The sequence below is a fragment of the Mycobacterium sp. SMC-19 genome, assembly GCF_045310815.1.
Classification (GTDB): domain Bacteria; phylum Actinomycetota; class Actinomycetes; order Mycobacteriales; family Mycobacteriaceae; genus Mycobacterium.
In genome coordinates this window covers 578538-591059 of the sequence record NZ_JBJIAM010000001.1, presented here as the reverse complement: position 1 = coordinate 591059, position 12522 = coordinate 578538, and the positions used below count along the sequence as shown (strand labels likewise).

Sequence of the window (12522 nt, the reverse complement as noted above, 5' to 3'; positions counted from 1 at the left end):
TCCGATTCGAACTCATGTCATACCGCCAGTCGCGGTACGCCTGTGGCGGGTGGGGACCATCTCACCGCCTGCACACGCGACAACTATCGTCGAGCGATGACACCCGAGGAGCGGCTCACCGCGCTCGAACAGATCGAGGCGATCAAAGCCCTCAAGCACCGCTACTTCCGGGCGTGTGACGCCAAGGACCCCGAAACCTTCCGGGCCTGCTTCATCAATCGCGGGGCCGACATTCATTACGGACCCCTGGGCGGGTTCGACGACGCCGATCAGATCGCCGCGGTATTCACCAAGATCGCGCTGCACAAGGTGGACGGCAAACCGGTGATCCTGGACATGCACCACGGCATGCATCCCGATATCGCCATCACCGGCCCCGGCACGGCCACTGGACGATGGACGCTGAAGTTCCGGCAGCTCAACATGATTGAGCGCACCGAACGCCTGCTCACCGGCGAGTACGACGACGACTACGTGATCGAGGACGGCGCCTGGAAAATGGCCCGCAGTCACTTCCGCCAACTCTGGGTGATCACCCGGCCCCTCGGCGACGACGCCATCGTGGAGGCCTAGAGATGAGCACCCGAATCGCCTTGGTCACCGGCGCCAGCCGCAGCGTCGGCAAGGGAGTTGCGCTGGCGCTCGGCTCGCACGGCTGGACCGTCTACGTCACCGCCCGCGGCGAAGTCGGGGCCGACGGGCCACTGGATCAGACTGCGCGGGAGGTCACCGAGCGCGGCGGGCGCGGCATCGGTGTCCAGTGCGACCACCGCGACGACGAGCAGATCGCGAAGCTGTTCGCCCGCATCGGCGACGAGCAGGACGGCCGGCTGGATTTGCTGGTCAACAACGTGTGGGCGGCGCCCAAGGGGTTCGCCGGGTTCACCGAGAAGTTCTGGCAGCGCCCACTGTCGGACTGGGACACCCTGATCGGGGTGGGCCTGCGCGCCCACTACGTCGCCTCGGTGCATGCCGCGCAGCTGATGGTCCCGCGCGGGGCCGGCCTGATCGCCAATATCTCCTCGTTCGGGGCCCGCGGGCACCTGCACTCGGTGCTCTACGGCATGTCCAAGGCCGGGCTGGACAAGATGGCCGCCGACATGGCCGTCGAGTTGACCGGAACCGGGGTGAGCGCGGTATCGCTCTGGCCCGGGCTGGTGAAGAACGAAGTCATGCAGGGCTTCATGGCCCGTGGCCTGGACAACTTCCAAGGCTTCCCGCTGGCCAACGCCGAAACTCCGGAGTTCATCGGCCGCGTCGTCGCCGCCCTGGCCAATGATCCCGACCTAGCTGCCCGCAGCGGGCACACCCTGATCACCGCCGAGGCCGCGCTGGATTACGGCGTCACCGACATCGAGGGAAACCAGCCGGACTCGCACCGCGAACTGTTCGGCGGCGGGCCGCTGTACTGACGGCGCCTACCAGTTGCTCGGCGCGTAATCCTTGAGGAAGCACCCGTACAGGTCTTCGCCGGCTTCCCCGCGCACGATCGGGTCGTAGACCCGCGCGGCGCCGTCGACCAGATCCAACGGGGCGTGAAATCCCTCCTCGGCCAGTCGCAGCTTGGTGGGATGCGGGCGCTCATCGGTGATCCAGCCGGTGTCCACCGCGGTCATCAGGATGCGATCGTTCTCCAGCATTTCGCCGGCACTGGTGCGGGTCAGCATGTTCAGCGCGGCCTTGGCCATGTTGGTGTGCGGGTGGCCCGGACCCTTGTAGCGACGGCTGAACTGCCCCTCCATCGCCGACACATTCACCACGTACTTACGGCGCGCGGTAGCCGCCGCCATGGCCGGGCGAAGCCGGCTCACCAGGATGAAGGGCGCGGTCTGGTTGCACAGCTGCACCTCGAGCAACTCCAGTGGGTCGATCTCGTGCACGTGCTGGGTCCAGCTGTTGACGGCGGCGGTGTCGGGCAGCAGCCCGCCCGCGTCGATGGCGACGCCGGCGGCGATCCGCTCGGGGGACGCGCTGCGGGCGGTCAGGGCCAGTTCGGTCAGTGCGTGGGGCTGCTGGTGCTCGGCGAGGCTGCCGGCCAGGGCCGCTGGGTGGGCGTCGCTGACATGGTCGAAGGTGATCACGTCGACCAGCTCGCCTGCGGGGGTGCGCTCGGCTTCGACGAGGGCGGCATAGGAGCCGGGCGCGCGCCGCACCGTCTGCGCGGCGTTGTTGATCAGGATGTCCAACGGGCCCTGGGCAGCGACCGTGTCGGCCAGTGCGACGACCTGGGCCGGGTCGCGCAGGTCGATACCCACCACCTGCAGCCGGTCCAGCCAGTCGGCGCTGTCGGGCATCGCGGCGAAGCGCCGCACGGCATCGTTGGGGAATCGGGTGGTGATGGTGGTGTGCGCGCCGTCGCGCAGCAGCCGCAGCGCGATGTACATGCCGATCTTGGCGCGCCCGCCGGTGAGCAGGGCGCGTCGTCCGGACAGGTCGGTACGCGCATCGCGTTTGGCCCGGCTCATCGCGGCGCAGCCCGGACAGAGTTGGTGATAGAACGCGTCCACCTGCGTGTAGTGGGTCTTGCAGATGTAGCAGGCCCGCGAGCGCAGCAGCGTGCCCGCCGACGCCCCGACCGCGGCAGACACCAGCGGAATGCCCTGCGTCTCGTCGTCGATGCGGCCCGGCGCCCCGGTGGCGGTGGCGGCGATGACGGCCTGGTCGGCGGCGGCCACCGCGTCGCGGCGGGCGGTCCGGCGGGCCTTCTTGACCGCCTTGAACATGCGCGCGGTGGCCCGGCGCACGGCCACGGCGTCCGGGTGCTCCGGTGGCAGCGAGTCGATCTCGGCGAGCACCTGTAGGCAGGTGGCGAGCCTTTCCGGGTCGATGACGGTCACGCCTGGTAAGGGTACGGCCCCGTAACGACCGGCAAGAACACGACAGACCCGCGATCGGGATCAAGGCAGTTCCACGCGGTCAAATCATCAGGTAATCTAAGCAACGCTCTACGCGCGGAACTCGGGTTCCGTATCGGTTGGCAGCATGGTTTCTTCGCCTGAATTGGGCGTCGCGCGAGCCGGGTTGCCCCCGTCTGGATCTGATCGACCCGAACGACCGAGAGGCATGCACCCGGTGTTCCGACTGATGAAGCGGTTCTGGATTCCGCTCTTGCTGGTGGTTGTCGTGGCACTGGGCGGCTATGCCATTTCCCGGATTCGCGAATCTCTGGGACACCAAGGCCCGAACCTGGCGGAAGGGTCCGCAATCACCGAGAACTTCAATCCGAAGCACATCACCTACGAGATCACCGGGACCGGTGGGACCGCAAACCTCAACTACCTCGACGAGAATGGGCAACCGAATCTCGTCGAGAACGCGTCGTTGCCTTGGTCGTTCACGATCGTGACGACGCTGCCGTCGATGTCGGCCAACATCATGGCCCAGGGCGATCGCAACACCCGCGACCTTCGATGCCGGGTGACCGTCGACGACGAAGTGCGCGATGAGCGGGCCAGCGACGACACCATCAAACCGTTCATCTACTGCTTGGTGAAATCCGTATGAGCGAGCCGCAGACCCACCGCCCCTTCTTAGGCCGGATGGTCCGGGTGTTCTCGGTGCCGATCATCTTGTTCTGGGTGCTCCTGGTGATCGTCCTGGGGGCGGTGATCCCGTCACTGGGCGAGGTCGCGGCCACCCGGTCGGTCCCGATCAGCCCTACCGGTGCGCCGTCGTACGCGGCGATGCTCAATATCGGCAAGGTATTTCAGCAGTACGATTCGGACTCCACGGCGATGGTCGTGCTCGAGAGCGATGAGCCGGTCGGGGAGGCCGCGCACAAGTTCTACGACGAGATCGTCGCCAAACTCGAGGCCGATCACGAGCACGTGCAGAACGTTCAGGACTTCTGGAGTGATCCGCTGACCGCGGCGGGTTCGCAGAGTGTGGACGGCAAGTCCGCCTATGTGCAGATCTTCCTCAATGGCTCGCAGGGCACCACCGAAAGCCATGAGTCGGTGGCGGCGGTGCGCGACATCGTTGCGTCGGTGACCCCGCCGCCGGGTATCAAGGCCCATGTCGCGGGCAATACGGTCCTGAACGCCGACACCAGTGTGGCCGGCCACCAAAGCATGCATCGGCTCGAGTTCGTGTCGGTCGCCATCATCATCGTGATGCTGCTCGCCATCTATCGCTCGGTGGTGACGATGCTGATCTCGATGGTCGCCATCGGCCTGGGACTGTTTGCCGCAATGAGCGTTACGGCCGCGGCCGGCAACATGAACATCATCGGCCTGACCCCGTATGCGGTGAGCATGGTGACGATGTTGTCCATCGCCGCGATCACGGATTACCTGATCTTTCTCCTCGGCCGATATCACGAAGAAAGAGCTAACGGCCTCGATCCCGAAGAGGCGTTCTATGTTTCCTACAGTGGCGTCTCGCACGTCATCCTGGGTTCGGGGCTGACCATCGTCGGCGCCTTGATGTGCCTGAGCATGACCACGCTGCCCTACTTTCAGACCATGGGGCCGCCCTGCGCGATCGCGATTCTGGTCGTCATCGCCGCCTCACTGACCCTGGCCCCGGCGATACTCACCGTGGCATCGAAGTTCGGGCTGCTCGACCCCAAACAGAAACTCTCGACGCGGAACTGGCGCAAGGTCGGAACCATCACGGTCCGCTGGCCCGTCCCGGTCATCTTGATGAGCAGCGCGCTTGCCGTCGTGGGCTTCATCAGCTTGCTGACGTATGTGCCGCAGTATAACGACCAGAAGTTCACTCCCGCCGACATGCCGGCCAACCTGGCCATGGCCGTCGCGGACCGCCATTTCTCCCAGGCCCGGATGAACCCCGAACTGTTGATGCTCGAAACCGATCATGACCTGCGCACACCCGCAGACATGCTGGTGATCGAGAAGGTCGCCAAGAGCGTCTTTCGCATGCGGGGCATCGATCGGGTGCAGACCATCACCCGCCCACTGGGTGCACCGATCGAGCACAGCTCGATCCCATTCCTGCTCGGTGCGCAGAACGCCGGCACCCTGCAGGCCGCGAAGTTCAACAACGACAACTCGGCTCAGATGCTCGAACAGGCCGACGAGATGAGCAAGACCGTCGCCAACATGGAGCGCATGTACGCCATCACCAAGGAGATGACGGAAGTCACGCACAGCATGGTCGCCAGGACCCACGACATGGCGGACACCACTGATCAATTGCGTGACCATATCGCCGATTTCGATGATTTCTTCCGGGTGTTCCGCAACTACTTCTACTGGGAACCGCACTGCTTCGACATCCCGATCTGTAACTCACTGCGATCGATCTTCGACACCATGGACGGTATCGACGAACTCGACGAACAGATACAGAATCTCACCGTCGATATGGACCGTCTGGACAAGTTGCTGCCGCAGATGCTGCCGGTTCTGCAGAACACCATCGACTCGATGACGACGATGCGCGACTTCATGCTCGCGACCCACAGCACCATGGCCGGAACCCAGGCCCAGCAACAGGAATTGGCTAAGGGCGAGACGGAGATTGGCCTGTACTTCGATCAGGCCAAGAACGACGATTTCTTCTACATGCCGCCGGATGTGTTCGACAATCCTGACTTCAAGCGTGGCATCAAGATGTTCATGTCGCCCGATCACCAGTCGGTCCGGATGATCATCACCCACCAGGGCGACCCGGCCTCGGTGCAGGGCATCGCACATGTCCGGGACCTCAAAGACGTTGTCGCCGATGCCCTCAAGGGCACCCCGCTGGCCAGCGCGAAGGTCTCGCTGGCCGGTACCGCATCGCTGTACGCCGATATGCAGGACGGCGTCGTCATCGACCTGATGATTGTGCTGATCGCGTCGCTGATACTGATCTTCGCGATCATGCTGATCATCACCCGCAGCGTGGTGGCCGCCCTGGTGATCGTCGGCACCGTGGCCGCATCCTTGGGTATCGCGTGCGGACTGTCGGTCCTGCTCTGGCAGGACATCCTGGGCCTGGGCGTGCAGTGGATCGTGATCCCGTTGTCGATGGTGATCCTGCTGGCAGTGGGTTCGGACTACAACCTCCTGGTGGTCTCGCGCCTGCGGGAAGAGATAAACGCCGGGCTCAACACCGGCATCATCCGAGGTGTGGGGGCTACCGGGCGTGTCGTCACCGCGGCGGGCCTGGTGTTCGCCTTCACCATGATGGCGATGATCGTCAGTGACCTGCGGGTGGTCGGCCAGCTCGGTACGACCATCGGTATCGGCCTGATCATCGACACGTTGATCGTCCGGGCGTTCATGACACCGTCGATCGCTGCGGCGCTGGGCCGTTGGTTCTGGTGGCCGCTCAACACTTTTGAGATCACCCGACGGGGCCGCAGCGGACCCGGACCGCAGCCGGCCGAAGACAACACCGCGCCCATTCCGCAACCCACATCGTAGGTGTCTGGCGATGGCAGACACCGGATCGAAATTGCGCAGGCGCACCGATGGGCGACTCGATCGGTCGCGTGATCCCGCGATCCTCGATGCCGCATTGGCCGCGTTGGCCGAGAACGGCTATGACGACACCAACATGAACGACATCGCGGCGCGCGCCGGTGTCGGCAAGGCCGCCATCTACCGCCGTTGGTCGTCGAAGGCTGCGTTGATCGCCGATGCGCTGGTGTACTGGCGGCCCGACCTGATGGACGATGACGTCGCCGACACCGGCAGCCTTGTCGGCGACTTCGACGCGCTGGTGGGACGGATGGCGCGCACCGACGACGCGCTGATCCCCAACGACGTGGTGTTGCGGGTCGCGGTCGAGGCCGCCCATGATCCACATCTGGCCTCGGCGCTCGACGACATGCTTCTGCTCAAGGGCCGGCGGGTGGTGACCACCATCCTGCAGCGGGCCGCCGACCGTGGCGAGGTGGCGTCCGGGCGCGACTGGTCGCTGGTCGCCGATGTGCTGGCCGGGGTAGGTCTGATCCGGGTGATGAGCGGTCAGAGCTTCGACGCAAAGTTCGCCCGGCAGGTCATCGACACGCTGGTCCTTCCCGCTGTTCTCGCGGCGAACGCGCAGACCGATCGCCACGCGGCCGACGCCGGGACCGATTATTGATTTGTTCCAGATCGCCCATACACTTGCTGACGCAATGACCGACAACGCCCTGGATTCGCCGACGGTCGCCGCAGCGCCGCCAACCGGCCGGATCTCCTCCGAAGCAGCCCGGCGCCGCACCTTCGCCGTGATCAGCCATCCCGACGCCGGCAAATCCACCTTGACCGAGGCCCTGGTGCTGCATGCCAAGGCCATCACCGAGGCCGGTGCGGTGCACGGCAAGTCTGGTCGTCGTGCCACGGTTTCGGACTGGATGGAGATGGAGAAAGCCCGAGGCATCTCCATCACGTCGACGGCCCTGCAGTTCCCGTACCGCACCCCCAAGGGGCAGGACTGCGTCATCAACCTGCTCGACACTCCCGGCCACGCCGACTTCTCCGAAGACACCTACCGGGTGCTGACCGCCGTCGACTCCGCGGTGATGCTCATCGACGCCGCAAAAGGCCTCGAGCCGCAGACCCTCAAGCTGTTCCAGGTGTGCCGTCATCGTCGGATCCCGATCATCACCGTGATCAACAAATGGGACCGTCCCGGCCGGCATGCCCTGGAATTGATGGACGAGATCCACACCCGCATCGGGTTACGGCCCACCCCGCTGACCTGGCCGGTCGGCATCGCCGGAGAATTCGACGGGGTGCTCGATCGCCGGTCTGGAAACTTCATCCGGTTCACCCGTACCGCCGGCGGCGCCACCGCGGCACCCGAGGAGCACATCGCCGCGGCCGATGCGCAGGCCGCGGCCGGGGATGACTGGGATACCGCGGTCGAAGAGTGCGAGCTGCTGTCCGCCGACGGATCCGACTTCGACCGCGAGGCGTTCCTGGACTGCACGGCGACACCGGTGCTGTTCACCTCGGCGGCGTTGAACTTCGGGGTGAATCAGCTTCTCGACGTGCTTACCGAGTTAGCGCCGGCTCCCGGCGGGGCGCTCGACGTCGACGGCGGCCGGCGCGCCACCGACGCACCGTTCAGCGCCTTCGTGTTCAAGGTGCAGGCCGGCATGGACTCGGCCCACCGCGATCGCATCGCTTTCGCGCGGGTGTATTCGGGAACCTTCGAACGTGGCGATGTCCTCACCCACGCCGCGAGCGGCAAGCCGTTTGTCACCAAGTACGCCCAGTCGGTGTTCGGCCAGCAGCGTTCCACCTTGGACACCGCCTGGCCCGGTGATGTGATCGGGTTGGCCAACGCTGCCGCCCTGCGTCCGGGCGACACGTTGTATTGCGAAGTGCCCGTGCAGTACCCGCCGATCCCGAGCTTCTCGCCCGAGCATTTCTCGGTGGCACGCAACGTCGATCCCAGCAAGCACAAGCAGTTCCGTCGTGGCATCGAGCAGTTGGACCAAGAGGGTGTCGTGCAGGTGCTGGTCTCCGATCGCCGGGGAGAGCAGGCGCCGGTGCTCGCCGCGGTCGGACCGATGCAGTTCGAGGTGGCCGCACACCGCATGGCCAGCGAAATGGGCGCGCCGATCACGCTGGAACCGCTGCCGTATCAGGTCGCGCGGATCGTGGACGCCGGCGACGTCGACTTCGTCAACAAACAGTCGTTGGCGGAAGTCTTGATCCGCACCGACGGCGTGCACCTGGTGTTGTTCTCCAACGCGTGGCGGCTGCAGGGTTTCCAGCGCGACAACCCCGACGTACAGCTGCGGTCCCTGGTGGCCGCCGAGGGGTAACCGAACCGCCGCCGTCAGCGGTCAATCACACAGCGCGGCAAGCAATTCGGGAAGTGGCACGGTGGCGATGCCGATGGCGGCGTCGCCGATACCGTAGGGAAGTACCAGGGTGTCGGCATGTACCAGAGCGCCGCAGGAGTAGATCACATTGGGCACATAGCCGTTCTGCTCGTCGGTGGCGGGGCTCATCAGCGGTTGGCGTAGCCGACCGACAATCCGGGTCGGATCGTCGAGATCGAGCAGGATCGCTCCGATGCGGTAGGTACGCATCGGGCCCACGCCGTGAGTGAGCACCAGCCAGCCCGCCTCGGTCTCGATGGGCGGACCGCAGTTCCCGAGTTGCACCGCCTCCCATGCCTGCGCCGGTCGCTGGACGGGAACCGCGCTCGGCCACACCGATAAATGGTCGGAGTAGGCGATCGCATTCGACTCGCGGTCTGCCCTCGACAGCGCCGCGAATCGCCCGTGGATCCGGCGCGGAAACAACGCCAGGCCCTTGTTGGCCGCGGCGCGTCCGACGATCGGTGTGGAGGTAAAGGATCGAAAATCCTTTGTCTCCAACAGCTGTTGGTTGATACGGGTTCCGCTGTAGGCAGTGTAGGTGGCTAGCCACCTGACGGCTCCGTCATCATCGGTGAAGCGGACGAAACGGGCGTCCTCCATCCCGGCCTGCTCAACCTCGATCGCTGGCCACAGCACCCGCTCGGACAGCGGGACGCTGTCAGCGAATTCGACGGCGTAGGTGCGGTCTGCGATGGCGCGGATCACCGAGATCGTTTCTCCGGCACGTCCACGGGTGCTCAGATGGTTCTCCAGGGTGGCGAGTCGCTGATCGAGTTCCGCGCGGGTGAATCGGTCACCGAGCGCATCGAGTACGTAGCGACTGGCCTCGCCCGCATCGTCGAGGCGGGCGAGCTCACTGCGGAAGACGGCCGCGTCCAGCAGGGTCGGTGTCGCTGCTCCGGCGGTGGCGAAGCGGCTCTGATCATCGATGGTGGCGCATCCCGCCGCGTCGATGACGCCGGTGCGGAACCCGATCGAGGAACGATGTCCTTCCCCGATGCCCCGCATGCTCAACACGAATCGCAGGCCGCCCGCTGCCGCTCCCGCCTGGTCTGGGTGGGCCACGATGCTGGGATTGCACAGCGCGGCACCCTCAATGGCGTACTCGTTGGTGAACGCCGCGCCCAGCAGCAGCATCCGTATTTCGGAGAGCTCGCGGCCGGGGTCCAGCCGGTCGGCGAGTTCCCGGGCGTGCCGGCCGAAGGTGCCGACCAGATCGCGGTGCCGCCCGTCGAAGCGTGCCACGACATCGTCTAACGACGACCGCGCCTCGTCCTCGTCCAAGGCCAGGATCCGTGCCAGCACTGCGCCCGCGCGAGACTCCTGGTACTCGAAACCCTCCTGGCCGGGTACGAAGAGCCGGGTGATGACCCGAGATGGGTCGGCCGCAAGCCGACGGGGGCTGCGCACGACCAGTCCGTCAAGCACCGAAGTCATTGCGGCACAGTCGAGAAGTTCTGAGCCTGCTGCAGGGTCGACAGCACGGCCAGTGTCGACTCCGCGCCCTGATTGCGATTCACCCCGTCGGCGTGCAGACCGTCGAATCCGCCGCCCGTGTCGGGATCCCACATCGGCTGTCCCGCGTCGTTGTCGCCCTGGAACCACGCCGCGGCCGCTCGGACCCCGTCCGGCCAGATCTGCCTGGCGTCGACGCCGGCGGCGCGTGCGCACGCGTCGGCGAGCGTGGCCACCTCGATCGGCTGCTGGTCGAATCCGGGCCGTAGATCAGTGGGGCCCCGCCCCGCCGCCGGGGTGGGGGAGAGGTGTCCGTCTGCCGTTTCGTATCCGACCAGCCATTCCAACAGGTCCAGACCGCGCTCCCACAGTGTCGGCGTGTCGAGCGCAGTGCCGGCTGCGATCATCGCCTCGGCCAGGACCGCGTTCGCGTAGGTCAGTCGTTCCTCGGGCCACGGCCAGGCGGGGTTGTCGTTCGGTTCGGCGACGGTGGCGGCGTAGTCGGTGACGAGCTCGCGGGCTGCGCGGTGCTCGGGATTGACGGTCAGGAGTTCGGCGGCCCCCAATGCCGCGAAGGCCATCGCGCGCGGCCAGATCGACCGCCCCTGGGCGGCGCGCTCGAACTGCACGATGGCCGACTGGCGCACCCAGCCCACGTCGCTGTGCGCGGCGGCCGTCCCGAGTCCCCAGACGCATCTACCCCAGCAATCCTCCATGGCAGGCTCATCCGTCCAACCTCCGGAGCTGTCCATCCGGTTGCGGCAAGCGCCGGTGAGGGCTTGCGCCTCGTTCAGGAACCGCACCGCAACACTGGCGAGGCGGTGCACGTCCCCGTCGGCGCGCGGCTGGCGGGTGGCAACGACGAGAACGCGGCTCATATCGTCGGCGCAGTAGCCGTGCTCGCGCCGAGGCTCGGCGAAACAGGCGTGCTCGAAGGTGCCCCGATGGTCCGTCATGCGCAGCAGATGGTCGAAGACCGGGGCCGGTGCGGTGATGGTCATACCGATGCCGGCCGCTGTGCGAGGTGGCGGCGCGCCAAGCCCAGATAGGCATGGGCGACGCTCGTCCAGGCCATCGTCGGGGCCAGTCGGCGGGCCTCGGCGGCCATCGAGCCTGCCACGCGCGGGTCGGTCAGCACCCTGCGCAGGGCGGAGGCGAGCGCGTCGGGGTCATCGTGCCCGACGACGATGCCCGCCCCGGTGCCGAGAAGCTCAATGGCGTGCGGGAAGGCGGTGGCGACCACCGGCCGGCCGCACGCGATGGCGTCGACCAGCACACCGGACGTGACCTGATCGGTGGAGTCATAGGGCAGGACGACCGCCGCCGAGGACTGCACCAGTGCGACCAGTGACGAAACGCAGCGATAGGCGGGGTCGAAAGACACCGAGTCTTCGACACCGCTGCTGCGCGCCTGTGCGGCGCGCGCGTCACGGTAGGCCTCGCCATCGGCGGCCAGAACCTTCGGGTGCGTGCGGCCGGCTACCAGGTAGCGCGGCCGCCCGGGGAGATCATGCAGGGACCCCATCACGTCGATCACTCGCTCGATGCCCTTGCCTGGCCCCAGTAGCCCCCAGGTCAACAGGGTGGGTCGGCCTGAACGCTTTAGTGCGGCCTGCCGGGGCACGGCCGCGCCATGCGGGATCGTGGTGACTTTGCGGCGATCGATGTTGAAGTCGTGGCGTAGGCGCTGACTGGCGACCTCCGACATGACGACCACCTGATCTGCCCTGGCCGCGATCGCTTCGAATACCGAACGCTGGTGTGGGGTAGGGCTTTTGAGGATCGTGTGCGCGACGATGATGGACGGGATGCGCAACCCGTCTATCAGGTCGAGCACTTCTTTCCCGTCGGCGCCGCCATAGATCCCGTACTCGTGCTGGATGATCGCGACATCGCTCTGGTTGAGCAATTCTGCGCAGGCCTCCACCGAGCCCGCCGACCCATTGACCAGCTCCCCGACGACCCGGGCACTGCTGGACGGCGTCCCGTCCGCAATGCGCACGACGCTGACCTCGGAGCCATTGGCGGACAGTCCGTCGCACAGAGCAGCGGTGAAGGTCGCCAGCCCGCACGGGGTCGGTGGATACGTACTGACGATGCCGAAACTCGGGGGGCTCGAAAATCGTTGTTGCGTCTTAAGAGCGGTAAAAGGTGGGCAAGCGAACAGAGCATTCATGGTGATCCCGACGTACTGCCGTCACCGGTGTGCCCGGTGCGAGCGATTGCTCTACAAGATCAACGGCGAAATGCTGACTCATCCCGGACTGGCTCGGTTCCCAACTTTTTCCAGC

The 12522-nt window shown here is 66.0% G+C and carries 10 protein-coding genes; 6 read left to right on the top strand and 4 right to left on the bottom strand.

The genetic code is table 11. The features are described from left to right. The first annotated feature begins 96 nt into the window (after positions 1-96). Complete coding sequence (locus tag ACJH5R_RS02865) at positions 97-573, top strand: nuclear transport factor 2 family protein (protein WP_406781257.1); 477 nt, start codon at positions 97-99, stop codon at positions 571-573. Positions 574-575: 2 nt separating this feature from the next. Then, positions 576-1412, top strand: a complete 837-nt coding sequence (locus ACJH5R_RS02860; RefSeq protein ID WP_406781256.1) for an SDR family NAD(P)-dependent oxidoreductase — start codon at positions 576-578, stop codon at positions 1410-1412. 6 nt (positions 1413-1418) lie between these two features. On the opposite strand, the gene ACJH5R_RS02855 is transcribed toward ACJH5R_RS02860, so the two are convergent. Then, positions 1419-2837: an SDR family NAD(P)-dependent oxidoreductase gene (locus ACJH5R_RS02855; protein WP_406781255.1), complete on the bottom strand. Its 1419-nt coding sequence runs from the start codon at positions 2835-2837 to the stop codon at positions 1419-1421. A 235-nt stretch (positions 2838-3072) separates the two neighbouring features. On the opposite strand from ACJH5R_RS02855, the gene ACJH5R_RS02850 reads away from it, so the two are divergent. Genes ACJH5R_RS02850 through ACJH5R_RS02835 form a run of 4 tightly spaced genes read left to right on the top strand, consistent with a single transcriptional unit; the run spans position 3073 to position 8713 of the window. Further along, positions 3073-3504, top strand: coding sequence for an MmpS family transport accessory protein (locus tag ACJH5R_RS02850; protein WP_406756327.1), 432 nt, complete (start codon positions 3073-3075; stop codon positions 3502-3504). After that, positions 3501-6374: an RND family transporter gene (locus ACJH5R_RS02845; protein WP_406781254.1), complete on the top strand. Its 2874-nt coding sequence runs from the start codon at positions 3501-3503 to the stop codon at positions 6372-6374. Before ACJH5R_RS02850 ends, ACJH5R_RS02845 begins: the two co-directional genes overlap by 4 nt. A 10-nt stretch (positions 6375-6384) precedes the next feature. Next, positions 6385-7038: a TetR/AcrR family transcriptional regulator gene (locus ACJH5R_RS02840; protein ID WP_406781253.1), complete on the top strand. Its 654-nt coding sequence runs from the start codon at positions 6385-6387 to the stop codon at positions 7036-7038. A 34-nt stretch (positions 7039-7072) separates the two neighbouring features. Continuing rightward, a complete protein-coding gene (locus ACJH5R_RS02835; RefSeq protein ID WP_406756324.1) occupies positions 7073-8713 on the top strand; it encodes a peptide chain release factor 3 in 1641 nt (546 codons plus the stop codon). A gap of 21 nt (positions 8714-8734) precedes the next feature. On the opposite strand, the gene ACJH5R_RS02830 is transcribed toward ACJH5R_RS02835, so the two are convergent. Genes ACJH5R_RS02830 through ACJH5R_RS02820 form a run of 3 tightly spaced genes read right to left on the bottom strand, consistent with a single transcriptional unit; the run spans position 8735 to position 12407 of the window. Continuing rightward, a complete protein-coding gene (locus ACJH5R_RS02830) occupies positions 8735-10213 on the bottom strand; it encodes a glycoside hydrolase family 130 protein (protein ID WP_406756323.1) in 1479 nt (492 codons plus the stop codon). Next, positions 10210-11232: a glycosyltransferase gene (locus ACJH5R_RS02825; protein WP_406781252.1), complete on the bottom strand. Its 1023-nt coding sequence runs from the start codon at positions 11230-11232 to the stop codon at positions 10210-10212. Before ACJH5R_RS02825 ends, ACJH5R_RS02830 begins: the two co-directional genes overlap by 4 nt. Beyond that, the gene (locus ACJH5R_RS02820) at positions 11229-12407 is read right to left on the bottom strand and encodes a glycosyltransferase (RefSeq protein WP_406756321.1); all 1179 of its coding nucleotides are present in this window, start codon (positions 12405-12407) and stop codon (positions 11229-11231) included. The genes ACJH5R_RS02825 and ACJH5R_RS02820 overlap by 4 nt, the downstream gene beginning before the upstream one ends. Positions 12408-12522 lie beyond the last annotated feature (115 nt).

Excerpts from the sequence above, each read along its gene's own strand:
- ACJH5R_RS02835 (WP_406756324.1), top strand. The coding sequence starts at position 7,073 with ATGACCGACAACGCCCTGGATTCGCCGACGGTCGCCGCAGCGCCGCCA.
- ACJH5R_RS02820 (WP_406756321.1), bottom strand. The coding sequence starts at position 12,407 with ATGAATGCTCTGTTCGCTTGCCCACCTTTTACCGCTCTTAAGACGCAA.
- ACJH5R_RS02860 (WP_406781256.1), top strand. The coding sequence starts at position 576 with ATGAGCACCCGAATCGCCTTGGTCACCGGCGCCAGCCGCAGCGTCGGC.
- ACJH5R_RS02840 (WP_406781253.1), top strand. The coding sequence starts at position 6,385 with ATGGCAGACACCGGATCGAAATTGCGCAGGCGCACCGATGGGCGACTC.
- ACJH5R_RS02845 (WP_406781254.1), top strand. The coding sequence starts at position 3,501 with ATGAGCGAGCCGCAGACCCACCGCCCCTTCTTAGGCCGGATGGTCCGG.
- ACJH5R_RS02825 (WP_406781252.1), bottom strand. The coding sequence starts at position 11,232 with ATGACCATCACCGCACCGGCCCCGGTCTTCGACCATCTGCTGCGCATG.
- ACJH5R_RS02865 (WP_406781257.1), top strand. The coding sequence starts at position 97 with ATGACACCCGAGGAGCGGCTCACCGCGCTCGAACAGATCGAGGCGATC.
- ACJH5R_RS02830 (WP_406756323.1), bottom strand. The coding sequence starts at position 10,213 with ATGACTTCGGTGCTTGACGGACTGGTCGTGCGCAGCCCCCGTCGGCTT.